Source organism: Fusobacterium ulcerans, assembly GCF_003019675.1.
GTDB lineage: Bacteria > Fusobacteriota > Fusobacteriia > Fusobacteriales > Fusobacteriaceae > Fusobacterium_A > Fusobacterium_A ulcerans.
Map to the genome: position 1 here is coordinate 96040 of NZ_CP028105.1, position 17702 is coordinate 113741.

At 29.6% G+C, this 17702-nt stretch carries 13 protein-coding genes; 10 read left to right on the forward strand and 3 right to left on the reverse strand.

Translation table 11 applies throughout. The features are described from left to right. The first annotated feature begins 131 nt into the window (after nucleotides 1-131). Genes C4N20_RS00535 through phnW form a run of 5 tightly spaced genes read left to right on the forward strand, consistent with a single transcriptional unit; the run spans nucleotide 132 to nucleotide 5845 of the window. On the forward strand, nucleotides 132-1163 hold the full coding sequence (locus C4N20_RS00535) for a putative 2-aminoethylphosphonate ABC transporter substrate-binding protein (protein WP_005981998.1): 1032 nt from the start codon (nucleotides 132-134) through the stop codon (nucleotides 1161-1163). 24 nt (nucleotides 1164-1187) lie between these two features. Then, nucleotides 1188-2171: an ABC transporter ATP-binding protein gene (locus C4N20_RS00540; RefSeq protein ID WP_008695739.1), complete on the forward strand. Its 984-nt coding sequence runs from the start codon at nucleotides 1188-1190 to the stop codon at nucleotides 2169-2171. Then, on the forward strand, nucleotides 2171-3895 hold the full coding sequence (locus C4N20_RS00545; protein WP_005981987.1) for a putative 2-aminoethylphosphonate ABC transporter permease subunit: 1725 nt from the start codon (nucleotides 2171-2173) through the stop codon (nucleotides 3893-3895). Before C4N20_RS00540 ends, C4N20_RS00545 begins: the two co-directional genes overlap by 1 nt. A gap of 2 nt (nucleotides 3896-3897) precedes the next feature. Next, on the forward strand, nucleotides 3898-4701 hold the full coding sequence (gene phnX, locus C4N20_RS00550; RefSeq protein WP_005981985.1) for a phosphonoacetaldehyde hydrolase: 804 nt from the start codon (nucleotides 3898-3900) through the stop codon (nucleotides 4699-4701). A gap of 25 nt (nucleotides 4702-4726) precedes the next feature. Beyond that, nucleotides 4727-5845: a 2-aminoethylphosphonate--pyruvate transaminase gene (gene phnW, locus C4N20_RS00555; protein ID WP_005981984.1), complete on the forward strand. Its 1119-nt coding sequence runs from the start codon at nucleotides 4727-4729 to the stop codon at nucleotides 5843-5845. 51 nt (nucleotides 5846-5896) lie between these two features. Here the strand turns inward: phnW and rbr are convergent, their stop codons facing one another. From rbr to C4N20_RS00570, 3 genes are all read right to left on the reverse strand, one after another. After that, complete coding sequence (gene rbr, locus C4N20_RS00560) at nucleotides 5897-6436, reverse strand: rubrerythrin (RefSeq protein WP_005981983.1); 540 nt, start codon at nucleotides 6434-6436, stop codon at nucleotides 5897-5899. A 497-nt stretch (nucleotides 6437-6933) separates the two neighbouring features. Next, entirely contained in the window at nucleotides 6934-9675 is a 2742-nt protein-coding gene (locus C4N20_RS00565; RefSeq protein WP_005981982.1) for an autotransporter outer membrane beta-barrel domain-containing protein, read from the reverse strand. 446 nt (nucleotides 9676-10121) lie between these two features. Beyond that, nucleotides 10122-10556, reverse strand: a complete 435-nt coding sequence (locus C4N20_RS00570) for a hypothetical protein (protein ID WP_005981981.1) — start codon at nucleotides 10554-10556, stop codon at nucleotides 10122-10124. Nucleotides 10557-10742: 186 nt separating this feature from the next. Here C4N20_RS00570 and C4N20_RS00575 point away from each other — a divergent pair, with 186 nt between their 5' ends. From C4N20_RS00575 to C4N20_RS00595, 5 genes are all read left to right on the forward strand, one after another. Continuing rightward, complete coding sequence (locus tag C4N20_RS00575) at nucleotides 10743-11195, forward strand: GNAT family N-acetyltransferase (protein ID WP_005981980.1); 453 nt, start codon at nucleotides 10743-10745, stop codon at nucleotides 11193-11195. Nucleotides 11196-11621: 426 nt separating this feature from the next. Further along, complete coding sequence (locus C4N20_RS00580) at nucleotides 11622-12479, forward strand: hypothetical protein (protein ID WP_106878534.1); 858 nt, start codon at nucleotides 11622-11624, stop codon at nucleotides 12477-12479. Further along, nucleotides 12466-13272 carry an ATP-binding protein gene (locus tag C4N20_RS00585; protein ID WP_106878535.1) on the forward strand — a complete coding sequence of 269 codons (807 nt, stop codon included), beginning with the start codon at nucleotides 12466-12468 and terminating at the stop codon, nucleotides 13270-13272. Before C4N20_RS00580 ends, C4N20_RS00585 begins: the two co-directional genes overlap by 14 nt. 22 nt (nucleotides 13273-13294) lie before the next feature. Continuing rightward, entirely contained in the window at nucleotides 13295-13534 is a 240-nt protein-coding gene (locus tag C4N20_RS00590) for a helix-turn-helix domain-containing protein (RefSeq protein ID WP_005981974.1), read from the forward strand. Nucleotides 13535-14006: 472 nt separating this feature from the next. Further along, complete coding sequence (locus C4N20_RS00595; protein ID WP_005981972.1) at nucleotides 14007-17696, forward strand: hypothetical protein; 3690 nt, start codon at nucleotides 14007-14009, stop codon at nucleotides 17694-17696. Nucleotides 17697-17702: the final 6 nt, after the last annotated feature.

Here is a 17702-nt window from a genome sequence, read left to right on the forward strand (position 1 = left end):
AATAGTTTTGTGTAAATACAGTGTTAATTCCCTTTTCACTTTTTTTTTACTTCAAATTAAAACTTTATTAACATCTCTGTCTTAAACTAGAAAAAACATAAAAATACAAATTAAACATATGGAGGAAAAAAATGAAAAAATTTTTAACTATTCTCTTTGCAGGACTTTTATTGACAAGCTGTCAGTCTAAAGAAAGCAGTTCTTCTCAAAAACCAAAAGAAATCAATGTCTACACTGCTCTTGAAAATGAACAAATACCTGTATTCCTTGAAAATTTTAAAAAACATCATCCTGATATCAAATTAAATATAACTCGTGATTCAACTGGTGTCCTTATCACAAAAATCTTGGCTGAAAAGGATAATCCACAAGCAGATGTAGTATGGGGAACTGCTGCTACTGGACTTCTAATGCTAGACAAAGAAAATCTTTTAAAACCTTATGCTCCAAAAGGACTTGAAAAAGTTGATCCTAAATTTAAAGACTCTGCTGAAGAACCTGTATGGGTAGGAAATAATGCTTGGATGGCAACTTTTGCAGTAAATAAAACTGAACTTGAAAAACTTGGGCTTCCTATTCCCAGAACTTATGAAGATCTTCTGAATCCAGGATATAAAGGGCTAATTTCTATGCCCCACCCTACTTCATCAGGTACCGGATTTCTTGCCATAGCAGGATTTATGCAGGTAATGGGAGAAAAAGAAGCATGGGAGTATATGGAAAAACTTCATGAAAATATGGGGGTATATACTCATTCTGGTTCAAAGCCTGCTAAACAGGCTGCCAGCGGAGAATATCCAATTGGAATATCTTATGATTATCCTAGCGTAAAACTTATGAATGAAGGAAATCCTATTGAAGTAGTCTTTCCAGCTGAGGGTTCTGGATGGGATTCAGAAGCCAATGCCCTTATCAACAAAAAAGATATAAAAGAGGAATCAAAAGTATTTCTGGACTGGGCTATCTCAGAAGAAATGATGAAGCTCTATGGTACTCAATATGCTATAACAAGCATTGATATCAACAACCCTATTCCAAATGGCTACCCTTCTGACCCTGTAAGCCATCTGGTAAAAAATGATTTTAAATGGCTTGCAGAAAACAAAAATACTATTTTAGATAAATGGAGTGAAAAATTTGGTGCAAAAGCTGAACAAAAATAGAAATATCCTGATTCTGGAGGAAATATGAGTTATTTAGAAGTAAAAAATGTAAATAAATATTATGGAAAATTTCATGCTTTAAAAAATATAAGCTTATCTATTGAGAAAGGGGAGTTTATCTCCTTTCTCGGCCCCAGCGGCTGTGGAAAAACTACTTTGCTGAGAGTTATATCTGGACTGGAAGAACTTAATTCTGGAAATCTTTTTCTAAAGGGAAAGGATATCTCTTCACTTCATCCATCGAAAAGAAACTTCTCTATAGTTTTTCAGTCATATGCCCTTTTCCCAAATATGACAACATGGGAAAATATAGCTTATGGACTAAAAAATAAAAAAATGCCTAAAGATTTAATAGAAAAGAAAGTTAAAAGTGTATTGGAGATGGTAGGACTTTTTTCTATCAGCAATAAATATCCCAATGAAATGAGCGGAGGACAGCAGCAGAGAGTGGCTCTTGCCAGAGCAGTTGCCCTTGAACCAGATATACTTCTGTTAGATGAGCCTCTTTCTGCACTGGATGCAAAGGTAAGAGAAAAATTAAGAAATGATATCAAGTCCCTGCAAAAGAGGCTTGGACTTACTACTATTATGGTAACTCATGATCAAGAGGAAGCGTTATCTATGTCAGATAAAATTATGGTCATGAAAGATGGAGAAATAATGCAGTGGGGAAGTCCAAGAGAGATATATGAGAATCCCAACTCATTTTTCACAGCAGATTTCATAGGTAAAATAAATTTTCTGGAAAATGGAAAGGCTATACGTCCAGAACATGTAAAAATAGTGTCTGATGTATTGAGTAATAAAAATAAATTTATAATGAGAGAAATAGAAAGCTGGGAATACTTAGGCCCGTCTTACAGGCTTTTTTTCAAAAATAGAGATAGAATATTGAAAGTTGAAGTTCCTTGTAATTTTATAAATGAACAAACTTTGAAACAGGGAAATAAATTTTTTCTTGAATTTGATGAAAGCTTCTATCTCGATTTCAGAGATGAGGTATCATAATGGAAAAAACTAAAGATGAAGTAATCAGAGAAATACTCACTTGGTTTATCCTTATTTTTTTGATAGTTGCCATAGTTTTTCCTCTGGGGCTTTTACTGACGAAATCCTTTGAAAACAACTCTGGAGAATTTATTGGACTCAGCAACTTCAAAGAATATTTCTCAAATAAAAATCTTCTTATCTCATTAAAAAATACATTTACTATCTCAATAGCTTCAAGCGTCATATCTCTGGTACTAGCTTTTATCTATGCCTATGGTGTACAGAGAACTACAATCAGATTTAAAAATATATTCAAATATATAGCCCTCATGCCTCTCTTTGCTCCTACAATGATGCATGGAATATCTCTTGTGTATCTCTTTGGGAGAAAAGGGGCTGTAACTACTGGTTTTTTTGATAAACTTCCTCAGCTTGCTTTTGATATCAATCTCTATGGTGCTACTGGAATCATAATAGCTGAGGTTTTATATATTTTTCCACAGATATTTCTGGTATTGAATATTGCTCTTTCTACAACTGACTACAGACTTTATGAAGCTGCTGATATGCTGGGAACAAGTAATTTCAGAAAATTTTTTACTATCACTCTTCCAAATATGAAATATGGAATGATATCCTCTTTTATTATAGCATTCATACTTTCATTTACAGATTTTGGTGCTCCGAAAGTAGTAGGAGGAAATTTCAGTGTTCTGGCTACAGATGTATATATTAAAGTAGTTGGGCAGAACAATATGTCTATGGGAGCTGTTGTCAGTATCATTCTCCTGATTCCTTCTGTAGCAGCATTCTTTATTGATCAGAAGATACAGAAAAAACAGGGGGTAGTCCTCAATGCAAAATCTATTCCCTATACTGCAAAGGAAAATAAGGCAAGAGATATATTTTTCTACATTTATACTATATTGATTTGTTTATTTATCATATCAATTTTTGTCACAATATTTGTTTCAGCTTTTTCTAAGCTATGGCCCTATGATCTTAGTTTCAGTTTTAATAATTTTAAATTTTATGACTATAACGGCGGTATTGAGATATTCTTTAAAAACTCTTTTATTCTTGCAGTTCTTTCTGGAATATTTGGAACTTTTATGACATTTATGAGTGCTTACCTTATTGAGAAAAAAGAAAAGAAAACCATAAAGGATAAAGTGATATATTTTCTTTCTCTTGTTCCTCTAGCACTTCCGGGAATGGTAATAGGTATTTCATATATATTCTTTTTTAATAAAAGCTATTTCACAATACCTTTTTTAAATATAAGTATAATGAACCCTTTTAATTCATTGTATAAGACTATCTGGATAATGGTACTGGCAAATGTGATACATTTTTACTCAATATCTTTTTTAACTGCCAACACAGCTTTGAAAAAACTGGACAAAGAATTTGAAAGAGTTTCTCTCTCAATGGGAATACCTTGGTACAAAACATTTTCCAATGTAACCTTCCCAATGTGTCTCGAATCAATATTAGAGATATTCTTCTATTACTTTGTAAATTCTATGGTAACTATTTCAGCTCTTGTATTCCTTTATACATCAAGTCTGAATCTCCTTTCCATAGCAGTAATCAATCTGGATGATACAGGGGAGATAGCAAAAGCTTCTGCAATGTCCATAGTAATACTTCTTACAAATATAATAATTAAAATAATATATCAGATAATTTTAAAATTTTTACAAAAAAGAAAAAATAAAATGAAAGAGGAGAATGTTTAATTATGAAAAAAATAAATCTTGTAATTTTTGACTGGGCTGGAACTGCTGTTGATTATGGGTGCTTTGCTCCTGTACAGGTCTTTCTTGAAATATTCAAAGAAAAAAATATAGATGTAACACTGGAAGAAGCAAGAGGCCCTATGGGAATGCTGAAAATAGATCATATCAAAGCTATGCTGTCACTTGACAGAGTTACTGCTCTATGGAATGAAAAATATAATAGAATGTGGAATGAAAATGACATAGAAGAGCTTTATAAAAATTTTGAAAACAAGCTTTTTAAAATACTCGCTGACTATACTGAACCTGTTCCACACTGCATAGAAACTGTAAATATTTTGAGGGAAAGAGGATTGAAAATAGGTTCAACAACAGGATACACACAGGAAATGATGGACATTGTCACTGCTGGGGCAAAATCTCAGGGATATTCTCCAGATTACTATACTACTCCTAATGCTGTTCCAGCTGGAAGACCTGCTCCATATATGATATATCAGAATATGCTTACTCTTGGAGAAGAGGACACAGACTGCGTTATAAAAATCGGAGATACAATCTCTGACATTAAAGAGGGAAGAAATACGAAAGTGTGGACAGTTGGAATATTAAAAGGAAGCAGTGAACTAGGATTATCCCTTGAAGAAGTAAACTCTCTTTCTGAAAAAGACTTGAAAGAAAAGATGGAAAAAACAGCTGAAAAAATGCTTTCAGCAGGAGCTCATTTTATAATAGAAGACATTTCAAAAGTTCCATATATTATAGATATTATCAACAACAAATTAAAAAACGGCGAAAGAGCCTAAAACAGTTAAGCTGGAGGAATTAAACATGCATACTTTAGAAGAATATTTAGAAAAACCATATCTGCTTTTAACACCAGGACCATTAACTACAAGCAACGGAGTGAGAATGGCTATGCTTAAAGACTGGTGCACATGGGATAAAGAATATAATAATATAGTTCAGGAAATAAGAGAAAAATTAGTAAGATTAGCTGTTCCATCAGGAAATTATCATAAATATACTTCTGTTCTTATGCAGGGAAGCGGTTCTTTTGGAGTAGAATCTGTTATAGGAACTGCTCTTCCTGAAAATGGGAAGTTATTAATTTTATCAAATGGAGCTTATGGAAACAGAATGGGAGAAATTGCTCAGGTTTTAAAAATAAATAATATCATAGAAAAATTTGGCGATAAAGATATTATAGATATCAACAGAGTGAGAGAAATCCTTGAATCTAATCCAGATATCACTCATGTATCTGTAGTACATAGTGAAACTACAAGCGGAATTTTAAATCCTATTGAAAAGATAGGAGAATTAGTTAAAGAATTTAATAAGATATATATTGTTGATGCTATGTCAAGTTTTGGTGGCATTGAAATAGATATTGAAGAGGTAAAAGCAGATTTTATAATCAGTTCTTCAAATAAATGTATACAAGGTGTTCCGGGTTTTTCTTTCATCATATGCAGAAAAGAAGTTTTAGAAAACTGTTCAGGGCAGGCTCGTTCTCTTTCTCTTGATCTATACAGTCAATGGAAAGTCATGGAGGAAAATAATGGAAAATGGAGATTCACTTCCCCTACTCATACTGTAAGAGCTTTTTATCAGGCTCTTTTGGAATTAGAAAAGGAAGGGGGCGTGATAGAAAGAGAAAAAAGATACAGAAAAAATAATACCATTTTGAGAGAGGGAATGAAAAATCTAGGCTTCAAATCACTTATTCCTGAAGAGTATCAATCCCCAATAATAACTACTTTCTTTGCACCTGAAAATCCAGATTATAATTTTGAGAAATTCTATTATAAGTTAAAGAAAGAGGGATTCGTCATCTATCCCGGAAAAGTTACTGACATGGAAAGTTTTAGAATAGGAAATATTGGTGAAGTATATCCAGATGATATTTATGCACTGCTGAAAGCTATAGAAAAGGCTGCATGGTAATGTAAAAAGACCAGCTTGAAATTAACAGGCTGGTCTGATTTTTTTATTTAATTAGAAATTTTTAGGCTGAATCATGAAGTAAGCTTGTGGATGAGCACATACTGGACAAACTTCTGGAGCTTTCTTTCCATAGTGAATATGTCCACAGTTCATACATTCCCATGCTACTTCTTCTTCTCTTGCGAATACCATTTCTTCTTTGATATTAGCTAATAATTTTCTATATCTTTCTTCATGTTCTTTTTCTACTTTTGCTACACCTTCAAATAATCTAGCAATTTCAGTGAACCCTTCTTCTTTTGCTACTTTTGCAAATTCAGCATACATGTCAGTCCACTCATAGTTTTCTCCCTCAGCAGCATCTAAAAGATTGTCAATAGTTGAAGGAATATTTCCACCTTTTAATAGTTTGAACCAAAGTTTTGCATGTTCTTTCTCATTGTTAGCAGTTGCTTCAAATAATTTTGACACTTGCTCAAATCCATCTTTTTTAGCTTTTGATGCATAATATGTATATTTATTTCTTGCTTCTGATTCCCCAGCAAATGCAGTCATTAAGTTTTTTTCTGTTTTAGATCCTTTTAATTCCATTAAAACCATCTCCTTGTTTTCTTTTTACATTTTTGTAATCTCTACAAATAAGATAACATATCACCCAAATATTGTCAAATAAATTTTTGAAATATTTTGTATTTGGTTCATTAGATAAGAGGCGGTTCTTCCCATACAAGCGATACAATAAATTTCCTATCCGGTTAATTATTTTAAAATAAAAAAAGCTGAATCCATATTTTTCTAGTTTGTATAAAATCTCTTCTAATAAAACTTTCAATATTTACAATTTATTTTTTAAGTTGTTCTGCCTTTAATTCTAAACAATATTAAAGATGTAGAAGATGAAAATTAAAAAAAGTGTATTTATTTTTAATATAAATATTTTAATTAAAAAAGCCCAGTCTATTTATAGCAGTACTAGGCCTTTATAAAATAAGATTATTTATAGATTGTTAATAAAGAGTAGTTGAACAAGTAGTCAATCTTATTTTTTTATTTGAATTCATTTTTTACAATATTATCCTTTATAAATATTAAAAGTTTATTCTAAACCCAATTGTTCCCTCCCAATTAGTTTCATAATCACTTCCTAAGCTTTTTGTTATTTCATAATAAATATTTGTTGTTTCACTTATATTAAAATCTCCTCCTAATCCTACTTCTATCCAACTATCATTTCCATTTACTTTCTTAGTATATGTAGTATCTTTTCCTTTAGCATTAACTCTATAGTCCCCATTTACTTCTCCAAGTATATCAAATTTCATAAAATGGCTGTTTTTTTCAAAAGTTTTTCCTATATTAATTCCCGTCTTTCCTATCAAACTGTGTATACTATTTTGTTCAACTTTAATTCCACCATTTGTTGTATAATCTAAATTACTAACATAAGTATAATTTAATTGAATCTTAGGTATCAAAAAATATGAATTATAATCAATTTTTTTTCCAACTTCAATACTTAATGTTTTAGCCCAAGTCTTATAATCTCCTTTACTTTCTTGAATTTCATTATTAAAAAAATTGTAAGTTTTATATGATGTATCTATATGACTAAATTTCCCTATCAAATCAATATATGTATCTGTATCTCCTACATATGAAGCATATAATGAAAATCCTATATTTTCAGAATCTCCCTTACCATTATCTCTAAAATCAATATTACTATTTCTTTTACTTACAGCAAAACCTGTAAATATTTTACTTCCCTCTAAGTTGTGTTTTCTATCATATCCTACTTGTAGCATATTATAATCATTTTTAAATCTATTTATAGAAGACTTATCATATTCCATTTCACCACTTAATAATCTTACCCATACTCCATTATTTTTTTCATAATTTCTAATTTCACCAAGCCTTTTATGAATAGAATCCACTTCCATTCTAGCCACTGCTGAATTATAAAGAAAAGTTGCACTATCTATAATAGTTTTAGTTGTTTCTCCTATCTCAGTTTTTTCAATTCCTGTAACAAACCAATCCTCTTTATTTCCATTAGTTCCATTTTCAACCTTTACATTATAATTAAAAACATTACTTATATTAGATACGTTTCCTCCTTCAAAAGTTACTTCTCCACTTTTATCATTAGCAAAATGAATAGCACCATTATTAAAATCATAGCTAGTTAGTAAAGGTATTGAATTATCACTTACATCTAAAATATGATTTTGTTTTTTATCAGCGCTATTTAGTTGCAAAAAATCTGTTTCTAAATCATTTCCTGATATATCCATAATTATTCTTCCATTATTCCCTGATATATTCTCAATAGTCAATATCTGTTTTCCTTCCTGAGACATATCAACAATACTATTCTTAAGTGTCAAATTAGTTACTTGGCTATCATATTTATTTTTCCAAAGAGCTCCATCTAAAAATGATAAATTAGATTCTCCTTTTGCACTAGTTGTCTTCTGTCCAATAAAAATAGAATTATTCCCTTTAAAATTAATAGTTGTTTTTCCTTTGGCAGAAGTAACAATATGTCCTGTTATATCTACAGGTACATTTTCTAATTCATTATTAATTTGAATTATTCCCTTTTTATTATAAATAGCAAAATGATAGTCTGTATGTGGTTTATTATCTTTAATAACAACCCCACCTTTTAAATTAACAGAACTATTATTATCTGCATATATTCCTGTAGAAGCTCTATAATGTGGATTGTTACTACTTGTTTCTATATAAATAGTTTGAGCTTTTAAATCAACTGTACTCTCTTTATCTGCTTTAATTCCATATGCAGAATGCTGATCAGCTTTAGATATTATATTTATATTTTTAGTATTTTCTATTGAAATATTTGCTTTCTCTATTGCTTCTATTCCAACTGCTTTTGATATACTTGCAGTTGAATTTTTATCTAAAATATCAATGACTGTATTTTCTCCTTTTAGAATAATATTTGAATTTATTCCTGAGCCTAATATTCCAACAGCATTAAGTTCACTTTCAGCTTTTATAATATTATTTTTACTTCTTATATCTATTTTAGCTCCAGCATCAGCTTGAATTCCTACAGCTCCATTAAGTTGTTGAGTATTATTTTTAGAAGTAATATTAACTAATAAATTCTCTGCCAAATTATTATCATTATTAATTCTTATTTGACCATATTCTCCTGCATATAATCCTTTTCCTTCAGTTTGAGTATTTAAAACTTGTATTTCAATATCTTTCCCATTAAGATTTATAAGATTTTTATCTGCATCATTGTAATTATTCCCTAAAGAATAAACTGCAAAGGCTTTTTCTTTTATATTAGCTGCATTAAAAGTTAAAACTAATGTATTATCAGCATTTATATGAACTTTATTATTTGCTGTTCCTTTCCCTTCATTCCAAATTAAATAAGCTCTCTTTGCAAAAGAGTTCTCTGCAAAAGCTAACTTAAGATTATTTCCATAGAGTTCAAATGATTCTTTTCCTTGTCTTGCACTGGCATCTACTAATACAATTGGATCAGTTACTATTTGATTTTCTGAATTATCTAGTCCCTTAGTACCTATAAATTCTAAATCATATTTTTTATTTTGGTTTCCTATACTAAAACTTCCACTTCTGATTTGAAAATTAGACATTTCTATTTTCATATTATCAGTTATATTTGATAAATCATAATTACTCCCTGTATTTCTATCTTGAACTTGAGTATAATTATTTTTAGAAATTACTCCAGTTTCTATTTCTGTTAAAGAATATGAAGGCTGTTCAATTAAAAGAAATACTATCAAGCTCAAATATAAATATTTTTTTATTTTCATAATATATTATGTATCCTCCTACAAGCAAAAAATATATATGAGTAATATAATAAAAATATTTTATTTTGTAAAATATATTTTTTTAATATTTATTAAGTGATTAATTTTTAAATAAACAGCATTATTTTTTTACAATAAATATTATAATGCATAATTATATAATACATCACTATTTTAATTTATAAATTTATTTTTTTACCATAAAATTTAAGTTTATTAATTTAAAATCAAATTAAAAATAAAAAAAACTGCTCCAATTAAAAAAAATATTATTCAATATATAAAGTTAATCTTCTTAAACCTCATGACAAATTTTATATTTTAATTATATATCTAATTATAAATGTAAAATAATTAATATTTTTTATTTTTTCAACAAATTTATCAAATCATAATTTCCTAAGAAATAAAACTAATTAAAAAAGCAGGGAGTAATCCCTGCTCTCTTAATTTTCATTATCAGCTGCTACAAAATAATATCGTGAGTTTGCACTTTGTTTAACTTCTTCCATAGAACGCTTTAAGGCATTTACTAAATTGTCTGCTAAATTTTTTAAAACTTGACTGCTAAAAGGGTTTGCTAAATATTCAGCTTCTGCTCCCAGTGTGATAAAAGCTTCCCCAATAGTAGTAATTGTCCCTGTTTTACGCTGAACATCTACCTTATACAGATTAGCTCCCGGAAGATTAGAATTATTAGCAATAATTCTCACATCAATGTGTAAAGTATGATTGCGGTCAGGGAAAATATCATTCTTTTCTCCAAAGACATGGCTTATTTTCTGTGCAGTAACCATATCTATCATTTCTTGAATCTCACTGTCTTTTATATTTTGACCAAAACGAGCTGGAAGTAAATTGTTTCTAACAACTGTATGCATAAGATTTCCTCCTATAATATTTATTTTCTCTAGAGATAATTTATCATAACACTCAAAAGATAATATACCAAATAAGTAAATTTATTTTATCTGCTCTAGTCTGCTGTAAAAAAGAATTTGAATTTCTCTAAGTTCACAGGTATAATCTAAGGAGAAATATTAAATAATAACAGGAGGAAACAACCTATGAAATTTTCTATAAAATCATTTGATGAATTAACTGCAAGAGAGCTCTATGAAATTGGAAAAATCAGACAAGAAGTATTTGTAGTGGAGCAAAACTGCCCTTATTTAGATTTTGATGAAAAGGACTTTGATTCTCTCCATGTCTATTCAAAAGATGAGGATACTGATAAGATCATATGTTATGCTAGAGTTTTAGCCCCGGGATTATCTTATGATACTGCATCTATCGGTAGAGTTATGGTTTTAAGCAATTACAGAAAATATGGATATGCCAGAAAATTAGTACTGCAATGTATAGATTGTGTAAAAAATATCATGGGAAAAAATGAAATTACTATTGGTGCCCAATCTTATTTAAAAGATTTTTATTCTTCTGTAGGATTTACAGCTGTATCTGATGTATATGATGAAGATGGAATCCCTCATATTGATATGTATATGAAACTTTCGTAAACCATTCGCCAATTAAAATTGCTTTGTAATTTTTTCATGTGTTAAGAAATTTTAAAAAAATCATCACCCATGAGGTAATTCTACCTTGTGGGTGATTTTTTGTTTTGGTAGTTTATTTCTTGAAATTGTGATGAAAATGATAAACTTTTTGAAATGAAAAAAACAAAAAAAATTTATTAAAAAATTGCCTTGAAAAACACTAAAAGAATAAATTGATTAAGAGCAATGTTAGAAGAATTTCAGAATTTTTTTTATTTGTATCTTTATTTCAGATTTTATTTTTTTGATATACAAAAATAGAATGTTATGCTAGTATATGAATCGTTATATTTATGAAAAATTTAAATAACTTTAAAAAATATTAAAAAAAAGGTATTAGATATAAATAAGTTAGTATATATTACTATGAAATTGAAGGAGTGAACAATGGAGAACAAAAGAAACACAAAGAATCAACCATTCTGCTGGCAGGAAAAAAAGATACTGCGATTATTGAGATGTCAATATGATGGAAAGGAACATGACAAGCTTAGAAACTTGTATTTAACTCTTACTGAAATCTACAGTGATTTTAATGGGAGAGATATCAAATACTACACTCAGACAATAGCCAAATACAGTAGTTTAAGCAAGGATTGGATTCCTAAAGGATTAAAAATATTTGAAAAGTTAAAAGTGATACAGCTGGTGGAGGAAAGAAGCAAGGGAAAGTTTAAAGGGAAAAGATTAATATTCACTCCTGAAAATATCATTCCTGATAAAACCATTACTGAATTTTTAGAGCCATCAGAAGATAGTTCTTATTTAGAAGATATTAAAAGAGTAAAAGATATAAATAATACACACACAGGGGAAGAGGAAAAAGTGAGTGATAATCTAAAACAGGAAAAAGAAAAACTCAGTGATGCACCTATGGAGATACAGGACATATTAAAAAAATATAAGGAGCTGAATCTGCCAGAATATAACTATCGCCCAGACAACTATGTACTCTTGGGAGTGTGGAGAGAACTTGGCGCTGTAAAACTTTTTGAAGCACTGACATTGATGTCAAAGTCAGAGTTTGTTAAAAACAATATGAGCATCAACAGCATATTCAAGATAGAGAACTTAAAGAAAGCCTTGAATGGAAACTTCAAAGACAAAGAAAAAAAGAGCAAAGAGAAAAAGGAACCTAAGAAAAAATTCGTGAGACCAGTATATGAGGATTCTACAGGGAACTTTATCAAGGAGCTTTTAAATAAAATAGCAAAAGAGGATGGAATTGAAGATGAAGAAGTGTGAATACTGCGGAAAAGAATATGTGAAAAATGAGAGTGATTATCTTAAAAACCTTTCTGAAACTTTTAGAAAAAATTTAGAGTATCTTCCAACATGCGACTGTCTGGAAAAGAAAAAAGAAAGAGAACTGGAAGAGTTGGAAAGAAAAAGAACCAGAGAAAATATAGAGAAAAAAATGCAGAAATGCAAGGATATCTCTGTAATAGACAAGAAATTTCAAAACAGCAGATTTGAAAATGCTGATATAAAGTGCGAACAAATGCAGCTGGCACAGCAGTATGTAAAAAGCTTTATGAAAAAAGAGAAGCAGGAAGGGCTGTTGTTCTATGGAGGGGTGGGAACAGGAAAGACTTTCACTACTGCCTGTATAGCAAACTACCTCATGGAGAGAGGAAAGACAGTACTGGTAATGAATCTGGGGCTGTATCTCAATAAGCTCACAATAGAGTGGGGAGCAGCTGAAAGAGATATTCTGAAGCAGGTGGAAAAATGCGATCTTCTGGTGATAGATGATTTTGGTGGAGAAAAGGGATTGGATAAAAATCAAACTGGATGGAGAGGAGAAAAAATATATAATCTCATAGACGCAAGATACAGAAGTGAAAAACCTTTGATAATATCTACAAATTTGAATTTCAGCAAAGATGAGGAAAAGTGCGAGATAAGCGAGAAGTTTTCAAGTCATGGACAGAACAGAATAAGAGACAGGATAATTGACATGTGCTTTCCTGTACAGGTAACAGGGAAGAGCAAAAGAGGGATGACAAAGCAGAAGTTTTTTGAATTTATGTATTAAAACTAAAAAGGGAGACTGATGTATGGAGAGAGAGGAATATATTTTTAAAAAACTTGGAAATCTATCCCCAATGAATAAAACTTTAGCAGATGAAATAGTAAAAGAACTGGGAGAGTGGGCAACAATAAACGAGGTGGCAAAGTATTTTAAAAAGCATAGAAATACTATTTACAACAAAGTGGAAGAAGGAGACATTCTCCACAGAAAAATGGGAACAAGTATTTTAATCTACACAAGGAGCCTGATTTTTTTACTGGAATAAATAACTGGTATAATGGCATACTGAATTATTTTTTCCAAAAAGAGTATCATATCCTATGGAAAAAATAAAAAAATTTTTCGTAAAAAAGGAATAAATTAAAAAAGTCCTCAGTATAAATTTGCTGGGGATTTTTATTTTGAAAACTGATTTAGAAAAATCTTTTTTTAAATCAACTGGTAAAAGACAGCAAAGGAATATAGTTTAAAGCGAACTGGAAAATTTCTATAAAACTAAACAACTCATCATTGTTCGCATTTATGTATAAAAGCGAACTTTTTTCTTATACGATTATAATCTTTAAATTTAAAAAAGTCAAGAAAAAATTTGATTAAAAAAATAAAGATTAAAAAAATGAGATTAGGAAAATTGCCTAAAGTAAGGCTGTTACTATTCGCTTTTATACATAAATAAGAACACTTATTTTTTTCTGAACTAAAAAATATAATAAAAATAAAATTAAGGGGAGAGAAATATGATTAAAGAGCTAATGAAGGAAATAAAAAATAGAAATAAGAAAAAAAGTATCAATATAACATTAGGGGTTATCATAGGGTATATCTTAACTGGTGGAATAGTATATTCAGAAGAAATTCCACTGAAAAAGAAAGCAATCTATGATGAAGAAATAAAATGGTTGTGGCCATTTGAAAAGGGGAGTGGAAAGAAAAAATTAGGTGAAAACATTAATGGAGAAGAATTACCTCCAGAGCCAGAAGTGATACCACCTAAAAAAGATGAAATACCATGGGAACATGACCCAGATGGAATAGTAGAAGATGGGTTAGAGCAAGATTCAATAGATATGTATACTGGAATATTAAAAAGAGAATGGAATAAAGAAGAAAAAAAATGGAAAGTAGTAGGTCTACAAGATGAAAATGGAGATGGAATAGCAGATATATATAATCCAGATGGAGATTTTGATGGAGATGGGATAGAAAATAAGTATGATAAAAATTGGGCATTGAATGATGGAAAGCAAAATGACCATTTTATATCAAGTAATGGATTAGGATATGTAGATTCTGGGAATATAATTAAAATATTAAATAAAAATGATTGGAATTCAGATGAAATAAAAAGCCATTTATATAGTGAAGGACAACAGAATTTATATAAAAATGGAATGAAAAATTTAGAAGATATAGATATAAAAACTGTTACAAAACTTAACAAGTATAATGAAGAATATAACAAAGAAAATAAAATAGTTAATTCAAGTGATAATGTTGGAAATTTTGAAAATAAATTAAAAGAAATAGGGCAGAATAAGCTGGATGAATATAATAATTTTACTGGAGGAGAAGATAATTTATTATTTAATAACGTTTTAAATGAAACTACAGAGCAAAACCTAAGAGAAAAGGACAATATACAAACTGTAAATAAAGGAAAGATTAATTTTACAAGAGTTAATCCAGGTCAATTAGGAGCTAAGTCAAATAACTTTAAAGCTTATAATTATGGAGAAATAATAGGAAGAATAGATATGGATAGTAGCGGAATACCTGTAAGTAATGATTCAATAGGACAGAAAGGAATGGCAGAAAGCAATTATTTATATAATTATGGCTTAATAGATGTAGAAATAAAAAAAGAGGGTGGATATATAGGAAGTGTAGGTCAAATAATAGATAACAATATGTCATATTCTAAAAGTATAGATAATGAAATTATAAATTATGGATATATTAAAAGTGTTAATACAGGGGGAGGAGTAGCAACAGGACAAGATGCATTAGCAATGGATGGATTAAAAATAGCACTGATAAATTCTGGGAAAATATATGCAGAAGTTAACGGAGATAAATCAGGAAGCAATGGACAGACAATAACAGGACAAGGAGTTCATGGGTCTGCTACAAAATTAAATGGTATTTTAGATATAAATGCAGATATTTATAACTATAATGACATTAAACTAGTATTAAAACAAGGAGATGATGGAATCAATCGAACTCATTATTTATATGGACAGAAAGCAACCATAGCATTGGTCCCACCACAAAATGAAACTGCTTATATGAATACTCAGTTATATAATTATGGCAATATAAAAATAGAAGATTTAGATGGAAAATTAGGGGAAAGTGGAATTTTATGTGGACAATATGCAGAAACTTTAAATCAAGGGGTAGATGCTGAAAATAGAACTGCCCAAAACAATATTTATAATTATGGAAATATAGATATTATTTCTAAAGGAGTGACAATTTCATATGGGCAAAGAACTTCAATAAAATATAATTCAATAAATATTAAAGAAAATCAATTATATAATTATGGAAAAATTAATATTTTTTCTAATAATAAAAATTATGGACAAATTTTAACAACTTGGTCAAGTAAGGAATATTTTAAATCTGATATATATAATTATGGAGTAATAGTTAGTGAAGGAAAAGAAACAATTGGGCAATCAATAAAAGGATATAAAGGAACTACCAATAACTATGGGCAGATAAGAGTAAAAGGCGAAACACAAGATACAGCAGGAATGAAAATAACAGATGGAGCAAAAGGGTTTAATTATGGAATAATAGAAGTTGATAATAAAGATCTTACAATTGAAAATATGGGAACAGGAATGTGGGCAGATGGAAAAGATTCAGAGGCATTTAACTATGGAAGCATTGTAGTTACTGGGTTAACAGGAACTGTTGAAAATGGAATGGATACAGCATATATGAGAGCCACTAATGGAGGGAAAGTATATAATTATGGGTGGCTTGAATTAAAAGACTCACTAGAGGCATTAACTATTGGTGAGGGAGTGAATTCATCTACTAAAGCAGGCTATAGATCAGCAGGAGATTTTGACCTTAAAGGTGAAATGAAGATAATGGCAGAAACAGGAAAGGGAGATATCTATTCTAAAGAAAATTTCATTACAGCAGGAGGAAATGGCAAAGAAGGAAATATATCAGGACTTGAAAATCTTACATCTTCAGGTGTATATGAAATTTCTACAATAGAAAGAAAAGGAGATAATGGAGAAAATGTAATTGACCTTGTAATGAATAAAACTAAAAATATAGAAAATTTAGAAAAAGACAGTAATACAAGAAGAATGATAAAAGAGTTAAAACTTGATAATGCTGTATATGGAAAAGATTCAGAATTTGCAAAGAGCAATAAGGAGTTTTCAGAAATGATATCAAGGAAAGTATCAGAGGGAGAATCACTTGAAAATTTACTTGGGTTTGAATATGCAAATCTTAATGGACAAATAGTTGAATCAGGAAAAGTACTGTTGGAAAATCAAGAAAAAGTTATGAATGCAGATAGAACATATCTAAGCGGACAGTTTAATAAGGAAAATAATTTTGACGCAGTGATAATCAACCCACAAAATGAAAGTAAAATAGGTATATTTCATTTAAATTCAGATAAAGACCTTGACTCGCATGCTTCAGGAACATACAGATATGATTTGGAAAGCACTACTCTTATACTTCAAAATAATAAAAACTATATGATCGGGATGAATTATTCAAAATTAGACTATAAAAATAGAAATAGTAATATGAAGAAAACAAGTGTATTTGCAGGTCACAATTATACAAAATCATTGGGTGATATATCAGAATATAGAAATTATCTAAATGGTACGCTTACATTTAACTCTATGGATAGAAATGGAAAAAGAGATAATTTTAAATCATATACTTTAAATATGAGAAATGAATATGTAAGAGAATTAGATATAAAAGGATTGACATATTCAGAGTTTACAGCTGGTTTGAAGACAACAGTATTTGGTCATGAAAAGATAAAGGAACATGGAGCAGATTTAACTTCAGATAGAAATATAGAAGTAAAAGAAAAAATAGGAATATCAAATGAAGTAAATTTAGGAGTCCTTATGAATAAGAGTTATGAACTAGGAAAAAATAAAGGGAAAAATAATTTTGGTATAAGTACATACTTAGAATATAAAAAAGAACTGATGCCTATTGAAGATTGGAGAGATGAATTCACAATAGGAACAGGAAGTTATACAAAATATAATAAACCAGTAAAAGAACATGATTTAGGAGTAGGATTGGTAGTAATCTCAGCAAGATATGAAATTAAAGATGAATTATCAGGAACACTAAGTTTTTCAGCAGACACATTAGGAGATACAATGACTACATTTAAGATAGAATATAAGTTCTAGAAGCAA

What these genes read in the sequence shown, in the direction of transcription:
- C4N20_RS00575 (WP_005981980.1), top strand. Translation starts at nt 10,743, where the DNA reads ATGAAATTTTCTATAAAATCATTTGATGAATTAACTGCAAGAGAGCTC.
- C4N20_RS00540 (WP_008695739.1), top strand. Translation starts at nt 1,188, where the DNA reads ATGAGTTATTTAGAAGTAAAAAATGTAAATAAATATTATGGAAAATTT.
- C4N20_RS00535 (WP_005981998.1), top strand. Translation starts at nt 132, where the DNA reads ATGAAAAAATTTTTAACTATTCTCTTTGCAGGACTTTTATTGACAAGC.
- rbr (WP_005981983.1), bottom strand. Translation starts at nt 6,436, where the DNA reads ATGGAATTAAAAGGATCTAAAACAGAAAAAAACTTAATGACTGCATTT.
- C4N20_RS00580 (WP_106878534.1), top strand. Translation starts at nt 11,622, where the DNA reads ATGGAGAACAAAAGAAACACAAAGAATCAACCATTCTGCTGGCAGGAA.
- C4N20_RS00595 (WP_005981972.1), top strand. Translation starts at nt 14,007, where the DNA reads ATGATTAAAGAGCTAATGAAGGAAATAAAAAATAGAAATAAGAAAAAA.
- phnW (WP_005981984.1), top strand. Translation starts at nt 4,727, where the DNA reads ATGCATACTTTAGAAGAATATTTAGAAAAACCATATCTGCTTTTAACA.
- C4N20_RS00570 (WP_005981981.1), bottom strand. Translation starts at nt 10,556, where the DNA reads ATGCATACAGTTGTTAGAAACAATTTACTTCCAGCTCGTTTTGGTCAA.
- C4N20_RS00590 (WP_005981974.1), top strand. Translation starts at nt 13,295, where the DNA reads ATGGAGAGAGAGGAATATATTTTTAAAAAACTTGGAAATCTATCCCCA.
- C4N20_RS00545 (WP_005981987.1), top strand. Translation starts at nt 2,171, where the DNA reads ATGGAAAAAACTAAAGATGAAGTAATCAGAGAAATACTCACTTGGTTT.
- C4N20_RS00585 (WP_106878535.1), top strand. Translation starts at nt 12,466, where the DNA reads ATGAAGAAGTGTGAATACTGCGGAAAAGAATATGTGAAAAATGAGAGT.
- C4N20_RS00565 (WP_005981982.1), bottom strand. Translation starts at nt 9,675, where the DNA reads ATGAAAATAAAAAAATATTTATATTTGAGCTTGATAGTATTTCTTTTA.
- phnX (WP_005981985.1), top strand. Translation starts at nt 3,898, where the DNA reads ATGAAAAAAATAAATCTTGTAATTTTTGACTGGGCTGGAACTGCTGTT.